This window comes from Corynebacterium sp. HMSC059E07, assembly GCF_001814395.1.
Taxonomy (GTDB): Bacteria; Actinomycetota; Actinomycetes; order Mycobacteriales; family Mycobacteriaceae; genus Corynebacterium; species Corynebacterium hesseae.
The window spans coordinates 80749-104761 of the sequence record NZ_KV816333.1 but is presented as its reverse complement, the minus strand read 5'-3'; the positions used below and the strand labels follow the sequence as shown (position 1 = coordinate 104761).

25 protein-coding genes are annotated in these 24013 nt (G+C 61.3%); 9 read left to right on the top strand and 16 right to left on the bottom strand.

What is annotated here, in order from left to right; genetic code table 11:
• Window positions 1–61: 61 nt before the first annotated feature.
• On the top strand, window positions 62–1372 hold the full coding sequence (locus HMPREF2967_RS10700; protein ID WP_070683858.1) for a hypothetical protein: 1311 nt from the start codon (window positions 62–64) through the stop codon (window positions 1370–1372).
• A 27-nt stretch (window positions 1373–1399) separates the two neighbouring features.
• Here HMPREF2967_RS10700 and HMPREF2967_RS10695 read toward each other — a convergent pair whose 3' ends face one another.
• The 4 genes from HMPREF2967_RS10695 to HMPREF2967_RS10680 all read right to left on the bottom strand — a co-directional run bounded on the left by HMPREF2967_RS10695 (window position 1400) and on the right by HMPREF2967_RS10680 (window position 5430).
• Window positions 1400–2338: a 4-(cytidine 5'-diphospho)-2-C-methyl-D-erythritol kinase gene (locus HMPREF2967_RS10695; RefSeq protein WP_070686395.1), complete on the bottom strand. Its 939-nt coding sequence runs from the start codon at window positions 2336–2338 to the stop codon at window positions 1400–1402.
• A complete protein-coding gene (rsmA, locus tag HMPREF2967_RS10690; protein WP_070686393.1) occupies window positions 2335–3177 on the bottom strand; it encodes a 16S rRNA (adenine(1518)-N(6)/adenine(1519)-N(6))-dimethyltransferase RsmA in 843 nt (280 codons plus the stop codon). Before rsmA ends, HMPREF2967_RS10695 begins: the two co-directional genes overlap by 4 nt.
• Window positions 3178–3210: 33 nt before the next feature.
• Window positions 3211–4359, bottom strand: coding sequence for a resuscitation-promoting factor (locus tag HMPREF2967_RS10685; RefSeq protein ID WP_070686391.1), 1149 nt, complete (start codon window positions 4357–4359; stop codon window positions 3211–3213).
• 246 nt (window positions 4360–4605) lie between these two features.
• Window positions 4606–5430: a TatD family hydrolase gene (locus HMPREF2967_RS10680; protein WP_070686389.1), complete on the bottom strand. Its 825-nt coding sequence runs from the start codon at window positions 5428–5430 to the stop codon at window positions 4606–4608.
• A gap of 24 nt (window positions 5431–5454) precedes the next feature.
• On the opposite strand from HMPREF2967_RS10680, the gene HMPREF2967_RS10675 reads away from it, so the two are divergent.
• Both HMPREF2967_RS10675 and HMPREF2967_RS10670 read left to right on the top strand, forming a co-directional pair.
• Window positions 5455–5949 carry a GNAT family N-acetyltransferase gene (locus HMPREF2967_RS10675; protein ID WP_083306394.1) on the top strand — a complete coding sequence of 165 codons (495 nt, stop codon included), beginning with the start codon at window positions 5455–5457 and terminating at the stop codon, window positions 5947–5949.
• 8 nt (window positions 5950–5957) lie between these two features.
• The gene (locus tag HMPREF2967_RS10670) at window positions 5958–6461 is read left to right on the top strand and encodes a GNAT family N-acetyltransferase (protein WP_070597500.1); all 504 of its coding nucleotides are present in this window, start codon (window positions 5958–5960) and stop codon (window positions 6459–6461) included.
• Window positions 6462–6644: 183 nt separating this feature from the next.
• Here HMPREF2967_RS10670 and HMPREF2967_RS10665 read toward each other — a convergent pair whose 3' ends face one another.
• The 6 genes from HMPREF2967_RS10665 to rsmI all read right to left on the bottom strand — a co-directional run bounded on the left by HMPREF2967_RS10665 (window position 6645) and on the right by rsmI (window position 13417).
• Window positions 6645–6905: a HigA family addiction module antitoxin gene (locus tag HMPREF2967_RS10665; protein WP_070520778.1), complete on the bottom strand. Its 261-nt coding sequence runs from the start codon at window positions 6903–6905 to the stop codon at window positions 6645–6647.
• Between the two features lie 34 nt (window positions 6906–6939).
• Window positions 6940–7221: a type II toxin-antitoxin system RelE/ParE family toxin gene (locus tag HMPREF2967_RS10660; RefSeq protein ID WP_070565735.1), complete on the bottom strand. Its 282-nt coding sequence runs from the start codon at window positions 7219–7221 to the stop codon at window positions 6940–6942.
• A 100-nt stretch (window positions 7222–7321) separates the two neighbouring features.
• A complete protein-coding gene (locus tag HMPREF2967_RS10655; RefSeq protein ID WP_070686388.1) occupies window positions 7322–8515 on the bottom strand; it encodes an MFS transporter in 1194 nt (397 codons plus the stop codon).
• Window positions 8516–8520: 5 nt separating this feature from the next.
• Window positions 8521–10353, bottom strand: a complete 1833-nt coding sequence (gene metG / locus HMPREF2967_RS10650; protein ID WP_070520771.1) for a methionine--tRNA ligase — start codon at window positions 10351–10353, stop codon at window positions 8521–8523.
• A 77-nt stretch (window positions 10354–10430) separates the two neighbouring features.
• Window positions 10431–12272, bottom strand: a complete 1842-nt coding sequence (locus HMPREF2967_RS10645) for a BCCT family transporter (RefSeq protein ID WP_070683862.1) — start codon at window positions 12270–12272, stop codon at window positions 10431–10433.
• Between the two features lie 296 nt (window positions 12273–12568).
• The gene (rsmI, locus tag HMPREF2967_RS10640; RefSeq protein WP_070597491.1) at window positions 12569–13417 is read right to left on the bottom strand and encodes a 16S rRNA (cytidine(1402)-2'-O)-methyltransferase; all 849 of its coding nucleotides are present in this window, start codon (window positions 13415–13417) and stop codon (window positions 12569–12571) included.
• Window positions 13418–13455: 38 nt separating this feature from the next.
• Between rsmI and HMPREF2967_RS10635 the strand changes: the two genes are divergently transcribed.
• Window positions 13456–15069, top strand: a complete 1614-nt coding sequence (locus tag HMPREF2967_RS10635) for a dolichyl-phosphate-mannose--protein mannosyltransferase (RefSeq protein WP_369816039.1) — start codon at window positions 13456–13458, stop codon at window positions 15067–15069.
• Here the strand turns inward: HMPREF2967_RS10635 and HMPREF2967_RS10630 are convergent.
• The gene (locus HMPREF2967_RS10630; protein ID WP_070520764.1) at window positions 15066–15755 is read right to left on the bottom strand and encodes a zf-HC2 domain-containing protein; all 690 of its coding nucleotides are present in this window, start codon (window positions 15753–15755) and stop codon (window positions 15066–15068) included. The two genes, HMPREF2967_RS10635 and HMPREF2967_RS10630, sit on opposite strands and share 4 nt — an antisense overlap.
• The gene (locus HMPREF2967_RS10625) at window positions 15742–16155 is read right to left on the bottom strand and encodes a DoxX family protein (protein ID WP_070520761.1); all 414 of its coding nucleotides are present in this window, start codon (window positions 16153–16155) and stop codon (window positions 15742–15744) included. Before HMPREF2967_RS10625 ends, HMPREF2967_RS10630 begins: the two co-directional genes overlap by 14 nt.
• Here HMPREF2967_RS10625 and HMPREF2967_RS10620 point away from each other — a divergent pair.
• Window positions 16118–16747: a methylated-DNA--[protein]-cysteine S-methyltransferase gene (locus tag HMPREF2967_RS10620; protein ID WP_318278302.1), complete on the top strand. Its 630-nt coding sequence runs from the start codon at window positions 16118–16120 to the stop codon at window positions 16745–16747. The two genes, HMPREF2967_RS10625 and HMPREF2967_RS10620, sit on opposite strands and share 38 nt — an antisense overlap.
• Window positions 16748–16788: 41 nt before the next feature.
• A complete protein-coding gene (locus HMPREF2967_RS10615) occupies window positions 16789–17406 on the top strand; it encodes a DNA-3-methyladenine glycosylase I (RefSeq protein WP_083299262.1) in 618 nt (205 codons plus the stop codon).
• A 19-nt stretch (window positions 17407–17425) separates the two neighbouring features.
• Here the strand turns inward: HMPREF2967_RS10615 and glpR are convergent, their stop codons facing one another.
• From glpR to HMPREF2967_RS10595, 4 genes are all read right to left on the bottom strand, one after another.
• Window positions 17426–18655, bottom strand: a complete 1230-nt coding sequence (glpR, locus tag HMPREF2967_RS10610; RefSeq protein WP_338025100.1) for a divisome protein SepX/GlpR — start codon at window positions 18653–18655, stop codon at window positions 17426–17428.
• A 160-nt stretch (window positions 18656–18815) separates the two neighbouring features.
• Window positions 18816–19532 carry a GNAT family N-acetyltransferase gene (locus HMPREF2967_RS10605; RefSeq protein ID WP_070520749.1) on the bottom strand — a complete coding sequence of 239 codons (717 nt, stop codon included), beginning with the start codon at window positions 19530–19532 and terminating at the stop codon, window positions 18816–18818.
• Between the two features lie 18 nt (window positions 19533–19550).
• Entirely contained in the window at window positions 19551–20843 is a 1293-nt protein-coding gene (glp, locus tag HMPREF2967_RS10600) for a molybdotransferase-like divisome protein Glp (RefSeq protein WP_070686386.1), read from the bottom strand.
• 88 nt (window positions 20844–20931) lie between these two features.
• Window positions 20932–21861 (bottom strand): UTP--glucose-1-phosphate uridylyltransferase, encoded by a 930-nt coding sequence (locus HMPREF2967_RS10595; RefSeq protein WP_070686385.1) that lies wholly within the window; start codon window positions 21859–21861, stop codon window positions 20932–20934.
• Between the two features lie 70 nt (window positions 21862–21931).
• Between HMPREF2967_RS10595 and HMPREF2967_RS10590 the strand changes: the two genes are divergently transcribed.
• From HMPREF2967_RS10590 to mscL, 3 genes are all read left to right on the top strand, one after another.
• Window positions 21932–22498 (top strand): 5-formyltetrahydrofolate cyclo-ligase, encoded by a 567-nt coding sequence (locus HMPREF2967_RS10590; protein WP_070686383.1) that lies wholly within the window; start codon window positions 21932–21934, stop codon window positions 22496–22498.
• Window positions 22499–22553: 55 nt separating this feature from the next.
• Window positions 22554–23198, top strand: coding sequence for an SAF domain-containing protein (locus tag HMPREF2967_RS10585; RefSeq protein WP_070686381.1), 645 nt, complete (start codon window positions 22554–22556; stop codon window positions 23196–23198).
• A 374-nt stretch (window positions 23199–23572) separates the two neighbouring features.
• Window positions 23573–24001, top strand: coding sequence for a large conductance mechanosensitive channel protein MscL (gene mscL, locus HMPREF2967_RS10580; protein ID WP_070520733.1), 429 nt, complete (start codon window positions 23573–23575; stop codon window positions 23999–24001).
• The last annotated feature ends 12 nt before the right edge of the window (window positions 24002–24013 follow it).

Sequence of the window (24013 nt, the reverse complement as noted above, 5' to 3'; positions counted from 1 at the left end):
GTTACCCCCGCACCATTACCTTTATTGCTATCGATTTTCATTTCCAATACTCTGCAACACCATGAAAAAAGAACACCTCATCCTGTGCGCCGCACTTTCCGCAAGCATCCTCACCCTGTCCTCCTGTTCCTCCCCCGAGAGCAATGACGCTCCGTCTCCCTCCAGCGCTGAAGCCTCCCACGCGCATGACGAACACGGTGAAGGCCATAACGGAGAGCACAGCCATGACGGCTTCGAAGCCTCTGCTGGCGAAACCGAGGTGGCAGAGCTTCCACCTCGTGTCCTCATCTCCCATAAGGACGGTCTCACCACGCTCGATGGAGAGACCGGTGAGGTCATCGACAACGAAAAGCTCAAAGCATTTCTCCGGCTTAGCGATGCCGGCGATAACCGCCACATCATGGTGACCAAAGGCGATAGCTTCCTCACCTACGACACCGGGCGCATCACCAAGCCACACGGAGATCACAAGCACTACTACGCGGCTCAGCCGCAGCTTGACGACGCTTCCATCGACGCACCTCACGCCGGCCACGTGGTTCACCACGATGGTTTTACCGCGCTCTTCTCCGACGGAGATGGTGTAGCAAAGATCTACAAGACCGAGGACTTCGGCAAGGAAGACGCCCAGCCGGTCAACACCGTCGAGACAGGTGCTGCGCACCACGGCGTCGCGGTTCCGCTGAAAGACGGCTCCGTGGTCACCACGAAGGGCACCGAAGATGAGCGCCACACCATCCAGCATGTGGATAAGTCTGGCAAGGTCCTTGCGGAAACCACCGAGTGTCCTGGTGTTCACGGCGAAGCTGCCGCTGGCAATGGCTCCCTCTTCTTCGGATGCGAGGACGGGCCCATCGTCTTCGACGGAACTGAATTCCACAAGATCGACGCTTCCGCCTATGCAGGCAAAGACGGCTACCAGCGCTCCGGCAACTCTGCAGGCTCAGAGGAGTCCAACGTCATTCTGGCGGATAACAAGACCGACAAGGATGCCGACTTCGAGCGCCCCACCTCAGTGACCCTCATCAATACGGAGGACTACTCTGCCACGAAGGTCGAGCTCGGCGAGTCCTATTGGTTCCGTTCCTTGGCCCGCGGGCCCTTGGGCGAGGCACTGGTGCTCACGACCGACGGCAAGCTCAACATCATCGATCCGGATTCCGGCGAGATAACGAAAAAGATTGACGCCATCTCCCCGTGGAAGGAAAACGAGGAGTGGCAGCAGCCAGGGCCAATCCTGAAGGCAGCCAACGGCTATGCCTACGTCACCGACGCAAACAAGCAGGAACTGGTCGTTCTTGACCTCCTCGGCGACCAAGAACCACAGCGCTACAAGCTCGATGTCAAGCCCGTAGAGATGGCCGTCCTCTAAGGGCCTCCACCATTCACCCTGCTGGTGTTAGACCAGCGTTGCGCCGGTAGCCGGCCCATAGGTCACCAATCCGCGGGTTCCGCGGTTATCGGCGCACACCTGGGCCACCACCTCCTGCGCGGTCTCCTCGTCTTCGCAGAGGAAGGCGCAGGTAGGACCGGAACCGGAGACAATTCCCTTGAGGGCACCGGCGGCCTCACCAGTATCCAGAATCTTGCGCAAGTCCGGGCGCAGCGAGAGTGCTGCTGGCTGGAGGTCATTGTGCATCACTGCGGCGAGCTCGCGGGGGTTACCGCCTACGAGGGCTTGGCCCACGGCTTCAGTATCGAGGTGCGGGGCGCTTCCGCGTCCGGCATCCCGCAGCTCATCCAGCTTGCGGAATACCGACGGCGTCGACAAGCCCTCAGCATTGGTGATGATCGCCCAGATATAGCGCCCACGCGCCAGCATCGGGGTCAGAAGCTCACCGCGGCCGCGCCCCAACGCCGTGCCGCCCATGAGGGTAAAAGGCACATCGGAGCCGAGTTCTGCGGCTAGTTCGTAGAGCTTTTCCATGCTGAGAGGCTCACGACCAAACTCAGCGCTCAGCGCGTGATTGGCCAAAAGCAGAGCCGCGGCGGCATCGGCAGACCCGCCGGCCATCCCGCCGGCAGCGGGGATGTTCTTCTCCATCGTCAGCGTGCCAGCTGCCGGCAGCATGAGGTTTTGCGCCACCAGCTCCACCGCGCGCCATGCCAGGTTCTCGGGCGATGCTGGAACGCCTGTCGCGTGGTTACCCGTGACCTCCACGGCGCAGCCCTCGCCCCAGCGGTAGCTCACGCGGTCGTGTACATCGAGGGACTGGAACACGGTGGCCAGCTCGTGGAAACCGTCCGCGCGGGCTTCGCCCACACCTAGATGCAGGTTGACCTTGGCGTGGGCACGCGCCTGCCACAGCTGCATGGAATCAGTCACTGCCTTACTCATGAGGCTTCCGCCAATCTAACGAAGTCCTCTACTCCTAGCTTCTCGCCGCGTAGGCGCGGATCGATATTCGCCGCGCGCAGCGCTTCCTCGGCTGCCGCAGCGGAGCCATAAAAGCCCGCCAAGGCGGCGCGGAGGGTCTTACGGCGTTGGGCAAAGGAGGCGTCGATCAGCGCAAAAAGCCGCGGGCGCAGCACCTCATCGAAGGGGCGGGTGCAGTCGATGCGCACCAACCCTGACTCAATCTTCGGCGCCGGCCAAAACACGTTCTTCCCAATCGTCCCGGCTTGCCTAACCGGGCCATAAAAAGATGCCTTCACACTAGGAATGCCGTAGACCTTGCTGCCCGGAGCGGCGGCGAGGCGCTCAGCAACCTCCAGCTGCACCATGACCAAAACGCGGCGAATGGATGGGTAGACCTCCAGCAGGTGGAGCAACACCGGTACCGCGACGTTATAGGGCAGGTTGGCCACCAAGGCGGTGGGCTCCCCCAACTCACCCGCTTCAACGGTGAGCGCATCCTTTTCCACGACCGAAAGACGGTCAGCAAAATCGGCGGCCCGGGCGGCCACGGTATCCGGGAGTTTGCCAGCCAGACGCGAGTCAATTTCCACGGCCGTTACGTGCGCAACTTCCCCCAACAGACCCAGGGTCAGCGAGCCCAGCCCGGGGCCCACCTCCACCACGCGGTCCTCTGGGGACAAGTCGGCAGCAGCGACGATGCGGCGGATGGTGTTCGGGTCATGCAGAAAGTTCTGGCCCAGCTTCTTCGTCGGCGTCACGTCAAGCTCAGCGGCGAGTTCGCGGATCTCCACTGGGCCCAGCAGATGGGGTTGAGTCATACCACTCAGACTAATACGCGTGGCTCGTAAGCTTTAGCGCAGGCCGAGCTTGGCGGTACACGCAGGCCATGCACCCCAGCCCTGCGCGGCTTGAACCTTCTCTGCCACAGCGATCTGCTGCTCGCGAGAAGCCTGCCATGCCTCCGGGGCATACTCGGTGCCACCAAAAGCAGCCCAGGTCGACGGGGTGAACTGCAGGCCACCGGAGAAACCATTGCCTGTGTTGATTGCCCAGTTTCCGGTTGCCTCACACTGTGCGATGGAATCCCACACGGAGCCATCCACAACGGCCGGCGCGGTGGACTTCGGCTTGGTTCCGCGCGCAATCACGGCAGCAACCGCCTCCCTGCGCGAGTCTTCCTTGATAATCTCGTTGGATTCTTCCTTGCCGTTGACCTTGACAATCTTGCGGGTCACGGCGCGCGAACCGGGGGTTCCCTCCTCGCGGACTTCCTCAGTGCCTTCCTCGAGCTCTGGGTCATCGACATAATTAGCCGGCGCGTCAAAGTCCTCCGTCTTTTCCTCTTCGGAGATCTCGACGCGGTCCACGGTAATGGCAGTACCGGCCTTCACCGGCGTATCCAGAGCTGGGGATACGCGGTCATCCTTGCCCACCGTAATTCCACGGGCCTCGAGCACGTCCCCCACAGTCTTGGCCGCAACGCTGGCATAGGAAACGGAACCGCCGTCAGTAAGCTTGACGATCTTCGGGGACACCACTTCAAGGTTCATTCCCTCAGTCACCGTTTCATCCTCCTCCACGGTCTTGGAACCGGAAGTGATGGCAGCACCCGGGGCGATTCCATCGAGGCCGCCCAGCAGGTCAGACACCGTGAGATCGGTAGACGACAGCTGCTTTTCGACGCCATCGATGGTAACCGCGACAGGCTTGGCAGTGCGAACGGTGATCGAGTCACCGTCAGCGACCTGCTCTGACAGGGCCGGGTAGACAACGTCTTCTCCCCCAACGTTGACTCCGGCAGCCTCTAGGGCAGCGTTGACATCACCGGCGAAAGTGGCCAGCTGAGTGGTCTCGCCGTTCACGTCAAGCGTGATGTCCTTCTGCGTGCTGACGGCAACGACGCCGCCCACGGCTAGGGTGCCAAGGACACCACCGGTAGCCATGCGCAGCGGCAAAGAGCGGGAATTGTTGATTCGCTTGATCTGCTTCTTCGGGGACATAAACCTTTACTCGTCTTCACGATGCTTCGTGTTCACAATGCAGGAACCCGCATTCTGAACACCTGTCACGGCGCGCCCCACGCGCGCCCGCCGACGACATCAATGCCGGACTAACTTTGAATAACAATACGGTAACAGAACGTAACTTACGAAATGCATTCACGCGCCGCGGCCACTATCAGCACACTCGTCACAACAAACACGTGCGCCACCACTGAGCAGCACCTTTAGATAAAGTGAAAATCCTCACATGCCAAAGACCCGCGCGAAGGTCGTGGCCACCTCCGCCGCGAGATCCTCCACTTCTTGACCACGCGCCTGCGCCACACAACGATACGTGTGCCCAATCAAGGAGGGCTCGTTGCGCGCACCCCGGAAAGGCTCCGGCGTCATGTACGGCGCATCCGTTTCAATCAGCAGTTGCCCAGCTGGGGCAATGGCAGCGGCCTGGCGCATCTCCTCATTACGCTTGAAAGTAACGTTGCCGGCGAAAGACAGAACATAGCCGCGCTCAAGGGCTTCTTTGGCCACGGCGAGCGGCGAGGAAAAGCAGTGCAGCATCACCGTCGGCGGCTCGGGGCAATCCCCCAGCACACGCATGAGGTCCTCATCGGCCTCACGGTTGTGGATCATCAGCGTCTTTCCTACCTTCGCCGCCAACTCAGCGTGCCATCGAAGAGCCTCTTCCTGCACCTCGAGGGGCGCGGTGGTTTCCGGCTCGTGGTGAATCCAATAGGTATCTAATCCTGTCTCCCCGATGGCCACGCAGCGCGGATCCGCAGCCATCTCGCTCAAGCGCAAACGAGCAGCCTCATCAAGTTCAGCCGCCTTAGTGGGGTGAATGGCGCACGCGGCATACACGTTGTCGAATTCCTGCGCCGCTGCCAAAGCCTTCTCCGCCTCAGCCAAGCCATCACCCACGGTAACGATGCGCTCTACCCCGGCTGCGCGAGCGCGGGCAACGAGCTCGGAATCATCGTCACGGCAGGAGGCAAGGTGCGTGTGGGCGTCGATAAGCTGGCTCAAACCTTCGGCGGGAACGGGCGTGGGGCGTGGCTTCTTCTTAGACATGGCTGCGAGTGTAGTCTTGCGCGCATGATTATCCGTGAAGCGACGGACGCCGACGTCCCCGCGATGACCGCCACGCTGAATTGGGCCATCCGAGAGACCCACTTCATCTTTCGCAGCGAACCCGCCACGGTGGAAGAGCGCACCGAGTATCTCCACCAGCTACGCCGCGACGGCTGCCCCTGCTTCGTGGCTTTCACTGACGACGGCACGTACTTGGGCTGGGCTCTCTACCGCCCCTACCGCGATCCCAAGGTGTGGCTGGGGTGCTACGAGACCACGATCTACGTTGATCCCGCAGCGCACGGCCACGGGGTGGGCACGGGCTTGCTCGGTGCAGTCGTTGAGCATGCCCGCGCAGCCGAACAGGTCCATACGCTGCTGGCGCTCATCGTGGCGGACAACGCCGCATCCATCAAGTTGCATGAAAAGTTCGGCTTTGCCACTGTAGGAACGTTAAAAGAAGTCAGCCGCAAAGCTGGGCGCTGGATAGACCTCACCCACTTGCAACTCATGGTTTAAGGAACATCATGCACGTCCGTCCCGCAGAGCTTGCCGACGCCTCCGCAATCGCCGCCATCTACAACTCCGCCTCCGCCGCGAAACCGGCCGCCAACCTGGTGACATGGCAAGAATCCGTAGAAGACCGCGAGAAGTGGCTGGCGCAGATGGAAAAGGACAACTATCCGGTCTATGTCGCCGTGGACGACGACGAAATTGTCGGTTGGGCCGCCTACTTCCAATTCGTCACCCCAGCCATCTACTACGGCACGGCGGAGGACTCCATTTACATCGCGGAATCAGCGCGCGGCAAGGGCGTGGGCAGCGAGCTCATGGACACGCTCATGGATCACGCAAAGGAAAATGACTACGTGGAGACGATAATCACCTACATCGTAGACACCAACGAGTCCTCCATCGCCCTGCACAAGAAGTTCGGCTTCGTGGAGACCGGCCGCATGCCCAATATCCACACCAAGGACGGCGTGCGGCTAGGGCTGGTGCACCTGCAGCGCGACTTCAACCGCTCCTAAAGCGGCTTGATTGCCGCCCCACCCCAGTGACGGCACTGCCCTACGCCCCACCTCAGTGACGGCACTGCCATTGTTGCCAAAGAACAAGCCAGATCTTGAGGCGAAGCGGGAAACTTTGGCAACAACGGCAGTTTCAACCCAAGAGACTCACACTGTGCTGCTCAGTCACTCCCCGCGCACAAGTTAAGCCGACGCTGCCTGAAGCGGCACAATATCGTCCAACTCAGCAAGAATTTTGTCTTCCGCGACATCCAAATCGTAGTGAGTCTGCAGTCCCAGCCAGAACTGTGGGGACATTCCAAAATATTTAGCCAAACGAAGAGCCGTATCGGCGGTAATAGCCCGCTTTCCGTGGACGATTTCGTTAATACGTCGAGGCGGGACCCCTATCGAAACAGCGAGTTTGTGTTGGGTAATCCCCATGTCCTTGAGAAAGTCCTCCATAAGGATTTCACCTGGGTGTACCGGGGGGAGCTTGTTAGTGGTAGTCAACGATCTCAACCTCCTCTGGCCCTAAAGCGGTCCACCGGAAGCAGATCCGCCATTGGTCATTGATACGAATACTATATTGACCCCGCCGATCGCCCTTCAAAGCTTCGAGCCTATTTCCTGGAGGAATCCGAAGCTCATCGAGCCTCTGAACGTAGCCCAATTGCCTCAGCTTGCGAAGAGCTACCGAGTGAATACGTGAATCAATCGAGAGCACCCTCTCTCGATTCCATAGACGCTCAGTGGCCCTATCCGCGAACGACTGAATCATAAACGCACCATACCCCCCATAACGCGACGCGTCAATAACGCGAGACGTTAACTCTAACTAACGCTGTAACACAAAAGCTACCGCAACTGGCGAGGACCTGCTAGGCAGCGAGCTCGTCGTCAATGTAGACACGCGTCGTCGCACGCAGGCCCGCGACCAGCATGCAGAAACAGAGCACCATGAGACCAATGAGCACAGCGGTCCAATCCCCGGTGGCCCCGCGCACCACTCCCACGGACAGCGGTACGAGGCCCGCCAAGACGTAGCCGCCCGGCTGAACGAAGCCGGAGAGCCGCGCCGTAGTGAGCGCGGTGCGCGTGCGGGCAGTGAGCAGAGCAAGCGCCAATGGGAAGCACATGCCGCCGATCCCCATCAACGAGGCCCAGATCAAGGGGGCGGCGTCGGCAGCCACCAGCACTCCACCCCACCCGGCACACGTGCACAAAGAAAGCACCACGGGAACGGGAGTCAGGCGGTTAAGACGCGAGATGAGCCACGGCATGACTACGCCGCCGAGAATATTGAAGACTCCGATGACGGCCAGCGCCACGCTGGCGGTGTTCTCACTCACGCCTTTTTCTACCAGCATGCGCGGCAGCCAGCCCATCTGGACATAGGCCATGGTGGACTGCAATCCGAAGAAAAAGAGCATGGCCACCGCAGTGGGTGAGGTGAACATGGGGCGTTGCACTTCCGCGCCATCAACCGTGCCGTGGGCGACGTCCTTGCCGGCCTTAGGCAGGACCACTATCCACGCCACCAGCTGGGCGATGGCGGGCAGGCACCAAATCCACAACGCACCTTGCCACGACCTTTGCGTCACCGCGGACAATGGGCCGAGTGCACTGGAAACGCCCAACATCGTGGTGTAGGTGGTCATCAGCGCCACCAACGTGCGGCCCGACCCATGCTGCTTGATCCATGCAGGAAGCAGCACATTTGCAAGCGCGATGCCGGCAACAACGCACAGGGTAAGCGCTACGAAAAGCGGAAAGCTACTGACCCATGGACGCAGGCCGAGCCCCGCAACCAAGGCCACCGTGCCGCCGGCTAGGGTTCGGCTTAGGCCCACGCGGCGCGCGATGGGAACCGCCGCCAACCCCATGGCGGCAAAACACAGCCCCGGCAGTGCGGTCAACAAGCCTGCCTGCCCAGAGCTGATTCCAAAGAAGTCTTGGATCTGCCCCAGCACCGGTGCCACCGAAGCAATACCGGAGCGCAGGTTCAGCGCGGTCAGGCAAACAACTGTGAAGAGTAGGACAGGCGCAAGTGTGCGCCGAAACGCCAAACCCACCCCTTCTACTTCTGAACCGGGGCCCACTCAGGGCCGGTCTCACCGAGCTCTGGGTCAAGCTTAGCCACCAGCGGCTTCGGCTTCTGCAGCGCGGTCCCCGGGGTTATGTCGAATCGCTTCCACGCGGCCTGCTGCGCGGAGTAGTCACCCGTGATGATCGGGTACAGGTGATTCTCCGGCGGAAGGTTAACACCAACGAGTTCAACCGGCATGTCATCCGCCACTTCCTCGATGCGCGGCTGTGCGGCCCACACCCCCTCGCGGCCCAGGGTCTCGTGCACCTTTTGGGCGGTAAACGGCAGGAACGGGGTCAGCATCACGTTGCAATCGGAGACCACCTGCAGCGCGGTCCACAACACCGTGGCCAGGCGCTCACGTTGGGTCTCATCCTTGGCCAGCTTCCACGGCTCCATAGCAGCGATGTAGGCATTGGCCTCACCCACGACGTGCATGATGGCGGTCATGGCTTGCTTAAACTTGGACTGCTCGAGGAAGCCCGCGGCGGTGGCAAAGGTTTCCTCCGCCAGCGACAGGATATCCTCATCTGCCTGCTCCAGCGCGGCCGGTGCCGGCACCTCACCGAAGTTCTTGTGAGCCATCGACACGGTGCGGTTAACCAGGTTGCCCCAGCCGTTGGCGAGCTCGTTGTTAATGCGGCGCACGAACTCATCCCAGGTGAAGTCGGTGTCGTTGTTTTCCGGACCGGCAACGGCAATGAAGTAGCGCAGCGCGTCAGGACCGAACTCCTCAAGGAAGTCCTTGACGTAGATAACGACGCCCTTGGAAGAGGAGAACTTGGACCCGGACATGGTCAGGTACTCCGAAGACACGATTTCCGTCGGCAGGTTGAGCTCACCATAGGTGTGCAGCTCACCGCCCTTGGAGCCCTTACCCGCATAGCCCAAGAGCTCAGCCGGCCAGATCTGGGAGTGGAAGGTGATGTTGTCCTTGCCCTGGAAGTAGTAGTGGCGCGCCTGCGGGTTCTGCCAGTAATCCTTCCACGCGTCCGGGTTGCCGGTGCGGTGTGCCCACTCGATGGAAGAAGACAGGTAACCAATGACCGCGTCGAACCACACATAGAGCTTCTTCGCACCATTGTCCTCCCAGCCCTCGACTGGAATGGGAATTCCCCAGTCGATGTCTCGGGTCATGGTGCGCGGGCGCATGTCCTCCAGCAGGTTGAGGGAGAACTTGAGAACATTGGGGCGCCAATCCTCACGAGTCTTCAACCACTCTTCGAGGACCTCCTTGACCGCAGGCAGATCCAGCAGGAAGTGCTCGGTGTCAATAAACTCCGGGGTCTCGCCGTTGATCTTGGATACCGGGTTAATCAGGTCCACCGGATCGAGCTGGTTACCGCAGTTATCGCACTGGTCACCGCGCGCGCCATCGGCGCCACACAGCGGGCAGGTGCCCTCAATATAACGGTCCGGCAAAGTGCGGCCAGTGGACGGCGAGATCGCGCCCTGGGTGGTCTCCTTAATCATGTAGCCGTTCTCGTAGAGACCCTTGAACAGCTCCTGCACCACCGCGTAGTGGTTGCGGGTGGTGGTGCGGGTAAAGAGGTCATAAGACAGGCCGAGCCCAGCCAGGTCGGTGACGATCTGGCGGTTGTAGCGATCCGCCAACTCACGCACCGTCACGCCTTCCTTGTCCGCCTGAACCAGCAGCGGGGTGCCGTGTTCATCGGTACCAGAAACCATGAGGACGTCGTTGCCACGCATTCGCTGGAAACGGGCGAACACGTCGGAAGGAACACCGAAGCCCGCCACGTGTCCGATGTGGCGGGGTCCGTTGGCATAGGGCCAAGCAACATTAACGACAACTGTCTCAGTCATGGCCTCTACTCTATCGAACACCCCCTCACCGGCAATGCAGTGAGGGGGTGCAGAGGAGAAAAGCTCGCGCGCCAGAACTAGTTCTTGTGGCTGTGCTGGCGACGGCGGGCCTTGAAGGCCTGTTCGCGCTGGAATTCGCGGTGCAGGCGACGCTCACGTGCCATCTTGCGCTGGAAGGCCTGGGATTCGCGGTACTCGCGGTAAATCACGTCATTGCGCAAGTCCTTGAAGATAGCGAACATGAGCCCGACAAGGATGAAGAGGAATGGCAGTGCTGCCACGATGGTGACGTTCTGCAGGTTCGACAGGGAGTCCTCGCTCGACAGCAGCAGGGTCAGGCCGACGGCTGCAGTGAGCACACCCCATGCCGCGGATAGCCACGGCTTGGCGGTGGTGGCGCCAGACTGAGACATCGAGCCCATGACTGTCGACGCCGAGTCGGCCGACGTGATGAAGAACGTGGCCAGCAGCAGGGCGGCAACGATGCCCGCAACGAAGCCACCAGGCAGGTTCTGCAGGAGGTTGAACAGTTCTTGCTCAGCAGAGTCGCCAGAGATGGAGTTGCCGTTTTGCTCCATGTGGATAGCCGTACCACCGAAGATGGCGAACCATACGGTGGAGACGCCCGCTGGAACCAAGAGCACACCAATGCAGAATTCGCGGACAGAACGGCCGCGGGAAATGCGCGCAAGGAACATGCCAACAAACGGCGACCAGGAAACCCACCAAGCCCAGTAGAAGATTGTCCACGTCGACAACCATTCGCCAGCGGTTCCATTGTCGGACTCAGCGGTACGAGCGATCATCTCGGTGAAGTTCGCCAGGTAGTTACCGATGGAGCCCGGAATCTGGTTCAGAATCGACACCGTCGGGCCAAAGATGAACACGAAGATGGCCAGCAGAGCTGCCAGGACCATGTTGGCGTTAGAGAGGTACTGAATGCCTTTGCCCACACCAGACATGGCAGACAAGATAAAGGCCAAGGTCAGTACCACAACGATGCCAATCACGACGCTTTGCGTGGGGTTCTCAATAATTCCGGACGCTTCCAGGCCCGCCTGGATCTGCATAGCGCCTAGACCCAACGAGCAAGCAGTGCCGAAGACAGTGGCAAAGATGGCCAAGATATCAATGATCTTGCCCACGGCGCCGTCGGCAGCACGCTGGCCGATGAGCGGCACAAAGGCCTGGCTCAACAGCTGCTTACGGCCGATACGGAAGGTGGAGTAAGCGATGGCGAGGCCAACGACGGCATAAACCGCCCACGGGTGCAGAGTCCAGTGGAACATGGCCGTAGCCATTGAGGTTCCTACCTCGTGCTCACCATGTCCGGGAACTCCGTTCTTAAAATAGTTGAGCGGCTCGGAAGCACCGTAGAACATCAGGCCGATGCCCATGCCAGCCGCGAACATCATCGCAATCCACGAGACCGTGGAGAATTCCGGCTCTTCGTTGATCTTGCCCAAACGAATGGTGCCGAACTTAGAGGCCGCGATGCAGATGACAAAAATAACGAAGATGGTGCCGAAGAGCACATAAGCCCAGCCAAAGTTTGTCACCACAAAGTTGAGAGCGTTGCTGGAGAATGAACCGAAGCTCTCCGGCGCGACCAGTCCCCATGCCACGAAGGCAGCGATGAGGAGGCCCGCGATACCGACGATGCTCCAATCAATCGGTGAGTCGATGCCACCGGGCCCAAATTTGTCGTCCTCTTCTGCTTCTACGGGCAAAGCTGCAGCCGAAGGATCAAACTCCTTATTGGTGAGCATGTCCTGAAGCTGGCTCGTAGCTGACGTCGCCTCTAGGCGCTCGTCGACAGTGCGGTAATCATCCGACGCGGCCGGCGAGCTTTGTTCTTGGGAGGCGGCCGAAGACACCCCCGTGTCCTTCACATTGTCTGTATTGGTCGAGTCTGTCATACCTTCAAACCATGGTGCTGTCCCATCAACTAGTCAAACCATAGCGCTCATAAAAAAGCTGCACAGCGGGCCTATTTCACAGCCACAGTGCTCGGAAGGCGGGCAGTTTCCTCCATGTACTTCCCCACACAGTGCACACCCTTCAGCACCATCCTGTATGCCAACTGTGCAGCGTGTCCATACAATCCGGCTCTGTCTCCAGCTACCGCCCAGGCTCCCTCAACCTTTCTGCGAATAACGATGCCATAACGATTGCCCGAAAAGAGACGGTCATCACCAGAAACCTGAGGTGGTGCTCAGCCGCGCGCAGCAAGGTAAGCGTCATAGAGCTCACGGTTGGACCATGCCGTTCCCGCCGCCGCCTTCTTGCACGCATCCTTGGCACGCACACCCCGCTCTACTTCTGCGCGGACCTGCTCAACAAGGGTCTCCATCGACACGGGTGCGGCCTCACCGCCCTCGATTACTACGGTGATTTCGCCCCGCGCATTCTCTTCAGCCCACTCCGCGAGCTCGCCTAGGCAGCCTCGCTTAATCTCCTCGTAGGTCTTCGTCAGCTCCCGGCACACAGCGGCGCGACGGTCGGCGCCGAGGATCGCGGAGGCGTCGCCAAGCGTCTGCGCCAAACGGTGCGGGGACTCGAAGAACGCAATCGCGCGCTGCTCCCCCACCAAGGACTCCAGCCACGCCTTGCGCGGCCCGGGCTTGCGCGGCGGGAAGGCATCGAAGAGAAAATGCCCCACTCCCAAACCAGACAGCGCAAGAGCCGTCGGCACCGCCGAGGGTCCTGGGAAGCAGGTCACGGGCACGTCTGCTTCCACTGCTGCGGTGACGATGGAGTGCCCAGGATCAGACACTAGGGGCATACCGGCGTCGGACACCACGAGCACTGTCCCGGTCCGGGCGGCGGCGACGAGAGCGCGCGAACGCTCCTCTTCGTTGTGGTCGAAATTGGACACCACCCTGCCGCGGATCTCCACCCCTAATGCCTGGGCCAGATTGCGAACGCGACGGGTATCTTCCGCGGCAATGACATCTGCGTGACCCAAAGCTTGCATCAAGCGGGCTGAAGCGTCACCGGGATTTCCCAGCGGCGTGGCGGCAAGGATGACCCCACGCGGCAAGGGTTCAAGCTGAAGACTCATACTCCCCAGCATGGCACACGCACGCTAGACTCATCCGAGTGAGTATCGCAACCCCTACCGATCGATCTGGCCGCATCAAGCGCCCGCGTCCGTCTATCGCACGCGGCGCCCATACCCGGCCAGCGCCTCCTGCTCCCCGGCCCTATGTCTGGACAACGGCTGACACGATCAGCACCGTGATCATCGCGGCGCTGGCTTTCCTCACGCGCTTCATTGGCCTGACCTCCCCGGTCTCCGAAGGCACGCCCGTCTTCGATGAGAAGCACTACGTGCCGCAGGCCTGGGACATGGTTACCAGCTGGCATAACCTTTTTATCGGCGGTATTGAGTCCAATCCGGGCTATGGCCTTGTCGTCCACCCGCCGCTGGCCAAACAGATTGTTGCGATTTCGGAGGCTCTCTTCGGCTATACCCCATTGGGATGGCGCTGCATGGCCGCGCTTTTTGGCGTGGGCACGGTCCTGCTGACAATGGCGCTGGCTCGCCGATTGTCCGGTTCATGGCAGGTTGGATTCCTGGCCGGTCTCCTCGCAGTGTGCGATGGTGTGCTTCTCGTTGCGTCCAAGTTTGGCATGCTGGACATCTTCCAAGTCTTCTTCGTCGTTGCCGCCGCATGGGCCTTGGCGCGCGACCACCAGCAGATGCGCGAGCGCCTCCACGCCGCTTTCTTTTCGGGCACTATGGGTGATTCCGACTTCGGTCCTCGTTTTGGTTTCCGGTGGTGGCGCTTTGCAGCCGGTGTCTTCCTGGGGCTAACACTTTCTGTGAAGTGGTCGGGCCTGTATTACATCATGTTCTTCGGCCTCATGAGCGTCTTCTCGGACCTCGCGCTGCGCCGTCTTTATGGCGTGCGCCGCTACATCGTGGGCACGCTGGTACGCGATACGCCCGCGGCCCTCGCCTCCATCGTCGCGGTTCCTGTAGCGCTCTACGCGTGGTCATGGCGCGCTTGGTTCGCCGATGAAACCGCCGTCTACCGCCACGCCAAGGTGGACGGCACTATCGAAGAAGGGTCCTGGCTGCTCAACCTCCCCGAGCCCCTCGCCGGCTGGTTCTACTACCACTCCTCCGTGCTGGAATTCCACGCCTCCTTGACCACTTCAGGCGGCCACAGCCACCCCTGGGATTCCAAGCCGTGGGCCTGGCTGGTGGCCGCGCGCCCCATCCTCTACTACTCCTCCACTGACATTTCCTGTGGCGACGGCGGATCCTGCCGCAAGATGCTGTACCTGTTTGGCACCCCGGCCATTTGGTGGCTGGTCATTCCAGCGGTGCTGTGGGGACTGTGGTCCTTGCTCGTGCGCCGCAACCGCGCCTTCCTCATTCCGCTCGTGGGCGCCGCGGCGGGTTTCCTACCCTGGCTAGCGGTCTTCGACCGCCAGATGTACTTCTTTTATGCCACGGCGTTTATCCCGTTCATCATCGTGCTCATCGCGTTGGCCTTGGGCCAAATGATCGGGCGCGGCCGCAAACTGGAATGGCACTGGCTCACAAGGCTCTTCGGTTCCGCGATGCCGCTGGGCACCTTCATCACGGTGTGCTACGCCGCACTCGTTGTCGCGATGTTTGCCTACTTCTCCCCGATTCTCTACGGCTACATGATCCCGGATTCTTGGTACAACTCCATCATGTGGCTGCCGTCGTGGACCTAACGCGGGCTAGCAGATAGCGTCCGATAAACGTCCCGCAGCAGGAACCCCCGGTCCGCCGCCCAAGCCCAGCCCAGGCAGGCGGTGGCGAGCCCGGTGCCGATGAGGATATAAAGCTGCCCCGCGGCGACGCTGCCCAGGGCAAAATCGCGCATGGTAAAGCCGCACAGGAACGCGAACATTGTGCACGCCACCGGCAGCAATCCGGGCGCTGAGGCAGGGCGCCATGCAGCAAAACCCAAACCGCTGGCAAGGCCGAAGCGCAGTGCTGCGGCCTCGATCAACAGGCGCGCGCGCTCCGGGTCAGCGCCTTCTGCAAGGGTCCCTTCGCTCTCCAGGGTGGTCAAACCCGAAGCACTGACGACGACCACAATCGCCCACACAAGAAATGCCACGGACAGCACACCGAGGGCTACTCGCGCCAACGACAGCGAAGCCTGCCGAGTGCTCGAAGCTCGCTGCCATTCTGGCTCCACGCCAGCGAGGATAACCTCGGATAGATCCTGCGGCGGCGCTCCGTCCGGTTCCACGAGGCTCAACGACCGGGATAGAGCCGCTGCCTTGTCCCGGAAGGCTGCACAGTCTGGGCAGCTGGAAACGTGTGCCTCGATGACGTCAGGCGACAGCTGCGGGGCTTCCCCGTCTAGCTGCGCGGAAATCGCTGCCTGCACTTGCTCATGCGTCAGCACGGCTCAGCACTCCATCCACGCTCGCCCGGCCGGAACCGAAGACCACGATCATGAGCAATGACACGATGAGAACCAGCGGGTACTCGATGCCACCATCGGCCGCGAAGAGACCGTTACCGATGTGCACGAAATACAATGCGCACGCCATGAGCAGCGCTAAAGCCCCCGCAACAAAGGTCGTGAGAAGGCCTACCACCAGGGCCGCCCCGCCCAGCATTTCCGCGAAGGCAGCCAAGTATGCCGAGGTCTGCGGCTGTGGGACCCCCATGGCAGAGAATTGCCCGGTAATTTCGTCCATACCGCTAAAGAACATCTTGTCCACGCCGTGCGCCACGAAGATTACTCCCAGCACCGCGCGGAAGATGAGGAGCGCGGCATCGCGTACGGCGGGTCTATTCATGGTTCATAGACTACCCTGGATAGCCACCTCCCTCAGAAAGGACTCCCCACCCAGCATGCTTACGTGGACCACTACGAACACGCCTTTAGGCTGCCTCACCCTCGTGGGTTCTGCGCGGGGTTTATCTCACGTGTATTTCGACGGCGAATCTCCGGATCTTAGAAGCATGCAACGTCTCACGGATGTCACCGAACCTGGCTCTGCGGGCGCGGTGCTTGTCGACGCCTCTCAACAAATTGCCGAGTACTTTGCCGGCACGCGGAGGGATTTTGAGCTGCTTCTCGCCGTGCCTGAGTCCCCGCGCACCTTCCGGGATCGGGCGCAGCGTGCTCTGCGCGATATCCCATTCGGGGAACGTTGGACCTATTCGACTCTTGCCACCGCCGCCGGTAGCGCGCAGGCCGCACGTGCCGCGGGGAGCGCCTGTGCCACCAACCCGCTTCCTATTGTGGTGCCGTGTCACCGCGTCGTACCGGCTGGCGGCGGTGTGGGTTCCTATCGCGGAGGCGCAGCCGCGAAGCAGATGCTTCTGGACCACGAGGCCGCGTGCTGCGGCACTAATCCGCAGAGAGCCCTTGGCAACCACGGGTAGCCCTGGGGAACCGATGAATAACTTCTGCAGTCTAAAAAGGCATGACTAGTACACAGATGGCAAACGATACGAGACTTGTTTTTGACTCCGCGGGGCTCGGCCGCCCTGCTTGGGCAATGACCTCCCCACTCCTCAAGGAGTACTACGACACCGAATGGGGTATGCCCATCCATGAGGAATCCGCACTGCTAGAGCGCCTCTGTTTGGAGGGCTTCCAGGCTGGGCTGAGCTGGGAGATCGTTCTGCGCAAACGCGAAGCCTTCCGCGCCGCTTTCGTGGGGTTTGATGCTGACCTTCTGGCAAGCTTCGGCGAGGAGGAAGTGGAGCGCCTGATGAATAATCCTGGAATCATCCGGAACCGCCTCAAGATCAATGCGGTACTCGCCAACGCGAAGGCCACGGTGGCCTTAAGAGAGCAGGGCGGACTCGATGAGTTCATCTGGAGCTTCTTGCCGGAAGAGACCATCGCACCGGAGCGCGAAGAAGACATCCCTAAATACACGCAAGAAGCCTTGGACATGTCCAAGGCTTTAAAGAAGGCCGGGTTCAAGTTTGTCGGCCCAGTAACGTGCTTCTCACTCATGGAGGCCATCGGCATGGTCGATGCCCACCTCGTGGGCTCGCACCGTCGCGGTACATCCGGTGTGTGGCCGGCCTAGCGCTCAGCCAACACAGCGCTTAGCCAACTCGACGCTCCGCCAAATCATCACGCCGTTGACGCGGGGTGGGATGAGGACCGTCAAACCCACCGTCGGAATCATCCTCCGAGTACACCGGAAGGTAGTCAAAGTCCGGGCTTTCATCATCGATTTCCAGGATGAGCGCGCCCGGGCGGCGCAGCTTCGGCGGAAGCGACTCGGCGGGGTTCTCCGCGTTCCGCACTCCCAGGCGGGCGCGGCGTAGGTGGTAAATGCGGCGCCGCAACAACTCCCGTTCACGGCGTACCTGGGCGCGCAGCGCAACCAGGTAAACCGTGGTCATAACACCAGCGATAGCCGCCAGCCACCACGTCCATCCACCCACGACGATGCCGAGGCATACCGTAGCTACCACTGCTACCGCCAATCCGATAAGCGTACGCTGACGGCGCTGGTAACGCGTGGCAGAAGCTTCCTTCTCCTTCACCGGATCCCATCCGCCGCGGCCAAGGCGGCGCTGTGCGAAGGCGAGCTCGTCCTCAGACAGCTCGGTATCGCTGCTGCCGGCCTCAGAGTCCTCGGCGTTCAGCTCCGCGGCATCAGCACTCTCAATTTCCGCCGCCGTGGATTCTTCCGCGTCGGGAGCATCATCGGCCCCATCTGAATCCTCGGCGTTGGGCGTCGTCGGCGCCTCCTCCACAGCGTCAATAGCACCCGGGTACATCAAATCGACCGGAGAAGTGTAGGCGTCATCGAAGTCATAAGCATCCTCCGCCACCTCAGCATTTGCTGGGGCTGTAAACACTTCAGCAGCATCTGCTTCAACGTCCTTGGTGTCCTGTCCTGCTTCCTGCTCGGCCTCGGCGACGTGGGCGGGCTCCGCTTCGAGCTCGAAGTCCTCTTCAACGGCGTCTTCCTCAACAACCTCGCCGTCAATCGTCTCCGCGACGTCCGAAGTAGCTTGGTCAGAGGTAGCGGTTTCAGCGCGGGAGGACTGCGAATCCTCGCTTACGCCTTCGGCCTCCACCAGCTCGTACTCCGCTTCGTCCGCTGCAGCCCCCGTTCCTGCCTGGGCGCGCGGGCGGATGTCTTCCTTGCCCAGGCGCGGCTTGCGACGGCCCGGCACAGAGCCGGAATCACCTTCGAAGAGCACGCGGGTCTCTTCAAAGGCCTCACCCGTGTGGCTCATCGGACGCTGCGAACGCAAAAGCAACGGGGCGAGGATGAAGAGCCACAACACGATTACGAGAATGATCGGCACGGCAGTCATCATGCGGCTGTGTCCCACTTTCAGGGGTCGACGAAAAGGGAATATAACTAGGCCCCTACTCTAGCCGCCCACACCGGCTCCATGGGCATCAACGAGCCCATAAATTACAAGGTTGTTACTTAAGTGAAAACAGAGGTAGTTGAACTAATCCAAGCGCGATCTAGAGACCGAGGATCCGCCCCGCCGCGTGCAGGCGCTCCACCGCGCTCGAGGCAAAATCCTCACGATTGAGCGCCAAGAAGTGGTGGTCCCGCCATGCGCCGTCAATGTGTAAGTTGCGGCGCAGAAATCCCTCATCCCGAAAGCCATTGTTGTGTAGCACCTTGCCCGAAGCAGGGTTCTCCGGCAGGTAGGTGGCGGTGACTCTGTGCAGCCCCACTCGGTAAAAAGCGTGGTCCACGCCGAGGGCGCACGCAACGGTGGCCACGCCGGCGCCGTGTACCCCGGAATGGACCCAATAGCCGATCCAGCATTCACTGACCCCTCCGTGCTGAATATTTCCCAGGGTCAATTGGCCTCGAAATTGCCCATCGACGTCAATGACGAGCGGCACCACCGTTCCAACGCGGGCAGAATCGCGCAAAAACATCAGGTGATTCCACCACGCAGACTGCGAATGCGCCGCATCCCATGACGTCGGCAGCGTAGGTTCCACGGGCTTAAGAAAATCCCGATCCGCCATGCGCTGCTGCCGCCACGCCTCGCCATCCCGACGCAACAGCGGGCGCAGGCGCACCGTCGCTCCGTGTGGGAAAACGCTAGAGCCTCGCAGCCGCACCGCAGGGGTCGCCTCAGGCCACCCCGGATGCTCGGGGTGAGCCTCACCGCTGGCGGGAGTGGAAAACCGCCCTGCGGCAGTACCAAAAGGATCAAGCATGGCGTGCGTAGCTGCCGGCTAGCTTCGTTGGGTCAGGAAGAGGACGTCGAGCACATCTCCCGGGCGGATCTCGGTGACCTCCTCCGGGATGCGAATCATCGCGTTCGCTTCTGACAACCCGGCGAGCAGGTGTGCCGGCGCGCCCGCCGCGCCACCTAGCCCTTCCACGAGGTAATCGGAGGTCTCGGCGTCACGCATCAGCCGGGCACGGATGTATCCGCGACGGCCCGGGCGGGACTCCATGTGGTTGAGCACGCGTGCGCGTACGACGCGACGCTGACCGCTGCGCTTGCCTAGGGACAACCGAATCAGCGGGCGCACAAAAACCTCGAAGATGACGAGCGCAGACACGGGGTTCGAAGGCAACAGGAAGGTGGGGATGCGCTCTTCACCCAACAGACCAAAACCTTGGACCGAACCGGGGTGCATTGCCACACGAGTAGTATCGACATCCCCCAGCTCATCGAGGACTTCGCGGATTTCATCCGCCCCCGCACCGCCCACGGCACCGGAAATCACCAGCACCTCGCTGCGCGCCAGGTAAGTCTCCAAGGCCTCCCGCACGCGGCGCGGCTCACCGGCAGCAATGCCGACGCGGTGCACGTCCGCGCCGGCCTCCTTCGCGGCCGCTGCGAGTGAGTAAGAGTTCACGTCGAAGACCTGGCCCAGGCCGGGCTCACGGTCGACGTCGACAAGCTCCTTGCCGTAAGAGACGATGGTCACGCGCGGGCGTGGGTACGCCAGCACCTTCGAGCGCCCCACCGCCGCGAGCAGGCCAATCTGCGCCGGCCCCAAGACAGTTCCAGAGGACACTGCCACATCGCCGGGTTGGATGTCATCGCCCACGCGGCGCACGAAGTCTCCCGAACGCACTGGCCGGTGCGAGGTCACGCGCTTGCGTCCGCGGTCGGTCCACTCGAGGGGAAGGACGGCGTCGGCAAGCGTGGGCAACGGCGCACCCGTATACACGCGCACCGCCTGCTTAGGCTGCAAGCGCAAAGGCTGGCGCGAACCTGCGGGAACCTCCCCCACTACAGGCAGAGAACGTTCAACCTCCGTCTCCGTGACGGGAGCATCCGCGTCCTCGGAGTCGTGGCGAGTGCGCGCTTTGAGAGCTTTTTCTCCCCCGACGTCCACGGCACGCACGGCGTAGCCATCAATCGCCGCCTGCGGGAAGCCCGGCAGCGGCTGATTAGCCTGCACCTCCTCCGCGCACTTGAGACCCAGCGCATTCGCGATGGCGATGCGTACCGGCTCCGGAGTCATCGCTGCATCAAGAATGAACGCCATCTGGTCATCGACCGAACGCATGTACCGCCTACCTTTGCTCTGGGGTATGTGGGGCCTAAAGGGATGGAAGTTACTGGAGTAGAGCTTAGCGCGCTTGGCACGTCAAGACTTAGCCCTTCAGTCCGTTTTCTTCTTCGTAGTCCTCCACAATCTTCTTAATCGCCTTGTAGAGCGCGGGACCGTATTTCTCATCGCGCAGACCAAAGTCCACGTTGGCCGGGATATAACCGCCCGGGTTGCCAAGGTCGTGGCGCTTGCCTTGGTGGACTACGACGTGAACCGGGTGTCCTTCCTTGATGAGGAGCTCGATAGCATCGGTCAACTGCAGCTCCCCGCCTTTGCCTGGCTTGATACGGCGAAGCGCATCAAAGATCTTCCTGTCGAGCAGGTAGCGCCCAGTGGCCACGAGGTTGGACGGCGCATCAGCCGGATCCGGCTTCTCCACCATGCCCACGACCTTCTTCACTCCCGGCGCGTTGGTGTCTTCGACGTCGAACACGCCGTAGTTAAAGGTCTCCTCGCGCGCGACCTCGAAGGCGCACAGCACGCTGCCGCCTAGAGCTGCGCGAACACGGGCCATCTCCCCCATGACGGTGGCGGGCAGCACAATGTCATCCGGCAGCATGACGGCGAAGAACTCCTCGTCGTCCTCGAGCACGGATTCCGCCAATCCCACAGCGTGACCGAGCCCGAGCGGCTTTTCCTGCTCCACCGAAATGGGGTGAATCAGCTGGGCAGCGCGCTTGACCTTAGCAACCTGCTCGTCTTTGCCGCGGGCGTCGAGGGTCTCAACCAAATCCGGAAACTCCTCGAAGTGTCGCATCACTTCTTGCTTCTTTGGTGCGGTGATCACCGCGAGGCGCTGAGCACCAACCGAAGCGGCTTCTTCCGCAATTAGCTCAATACCCGGCGTATCAACGACGGGGAGCAGCTCCTTGGGCACGGTCTTGGTGGCAGGCAGGAAGCGGGTGCCCATGCCAGCAGCGGGGACAACGACCGTAGCGATCCCGGTATGGGAATCCTCGTGTGCAATAGCCATAAGTTCCACTTTACAATGCGCCCACCGCTCTCCTGCGCTGCGCTACGCCGTCACATTATGATTAACAATCATGACGACCTCCCCCAAGGAAGCCTTAAGAGCCTCACTCCTTAACGCCCGCCGCGAACGTACCTCTGAACAGCGTGCTGACGACAACGCCGCGTGGTGTTCTGGTGTGAGAGAGCTACTGACTCCCGCGATGCGCATTGCCGCCTACCACCCACTGGGCACAGAGCCGGGCGGCCCCAGCTTCGTAGATACCGTGGCACAGCTCTGCAAAGAGGTTTACCTGCCTATTTCCGGTGCAGACGGGGAGCTTTTGTGGACGCTATATACCGGCCCACAGGCCATGCGCCCGGGGGCGCTGGGGATTGCGGAGCCCGTCGGCCAGCGCCACAGCAGCGAAATCCTGGCCCAGCTCGATCTCATCCTCGCGCCCGCGATGGCAGTCAGCGAATCAGGCATGCGCTTGGGCAAGGGGGCAGGGTATTACGACCGCGCGCTCACGCCTCTCCCCACTGGGCGCCCGCCTGTCGTCGCCTTGGTGCATTCCAGCGAGATCCGCGATGTCCCCTTCGATGAGCACGACCGTCCAGTCGATGGCGTCCTGACCGAGCGCGGGTTGCGCTGGCTTTAATCGCTTTCGGGCCCCGCCCGGGAACCACGCGGCGCCACGCGCAGTCTAAGAAGGTATGGATTTTCTACATGTTCTGCGCACCCCGGGACATCGCCGCAGCGTGTTCCTGCGCCGCGTTATCGCAGCTGTCCTGCTCGTGACCGCCGCGGCCAGTGCGCTCGCTTCCACGCGTGAGCAGCCCCGCGTCGTGGTCATGGCCCGGGACGTGGCGGCCGGGGAGACGCTAGCGCTTGGCGATGTCTCCGTGGCCCGCGTCCCCTCCTCCGCTCTTCCCGCCACGGCGTTGGGAAATAACCCAGAGGATGCCGTGGGACGCGTGCTGGTAGCGGCCGCGAGCGCTGGCGAAATCTTGACCACAACTCGCCTACTCAGCTCAGATCTCGTCGCAGATTTCGGTATGGACAACGGCCACCTCATCCCGCTTACGCTGGCTGAGCCGGAGATTTCTCGTAATCTCCACCATGGAGATATGGTCAACATCGTCGGCACGGTCGAGGATGGGCCCGACGGTACCGCCCCCGCACGCGGAAAGACTATTGCCCGTGGCGCTCGCGTCGTGTCGGTAGGAACAGGCGGAGATGATGCACGCACACAATCGTTGCTCGTTGCCCTCCCCGCCGAGGCGGCCGAGGACGTCGCTGCCGCTTCCCTTGCGCAACCGCTCACGGTCGTCATCGTGGGCGACCGTGCCCACAATTAAGATGACACTGTGAAGATCGCCGCGTTTGCGCATCAATGGTGCCGCGGGATGTTGCCACCACCAACAATCTCTGCCTAGTATGGGCGCATCCACTCAGGCGCTAATGTTTGTGTGTCTTTCCTGTCTCACAACGTCGTGGCAACGCATGCTGTGAGCGCTCAACAGTGGTCTTTTCTATTCCAGCAATTTCCCCCGATGCTTCTTCCTAAGTAGGCACTCCTACCGCTTCAAGAATCTCGCTCCTTTCGGCCCCTTCCGGCTCATCACGTGCTAGGTACCGCCTCATTGAACAGCGTTGGTTCTCTCACCGCGCGCTGCGCCGCAGCCGCGCACTACCGAAGAAGCATTTACTCCGCAGAAAAGGACATATTCCCATGCTTAAGGGCTTTAAAGATTTCATCTTGCGCGGCAACGTCATCGAGCTGGCCGTGGCCGTCATCATCGGTGCTGCATTCACCGCAATCGTTACCTCCATCACGGACCACCTCATCCAGCCGCTGATCAACTCCTTCGGTTCCCCGGACTTCGGTGGCCTGGGCTTCGCGATTACCGACAATCCCGAGACCTTCCTTGACTTTGGTGCGGTCATCACGGCACTCATCAACTTCCTGATCGTCGCTGCCGTCATCTACTTCGTCATTGTCGCTCCGCTCAATGCCGTCACCGAGCACGCTAAGCGCCGCCAGGGTGTTGACCCGGAGGAGCCGGCTCCGACCGCCGAGCAGCTGCTCGCTGAGATCCGCGACCTGCTCGCTGCTGAGAACGGTGGCACCACCACTGAGAAGCCAGGTTCCAGCTTCTAATTCACAAGCAAA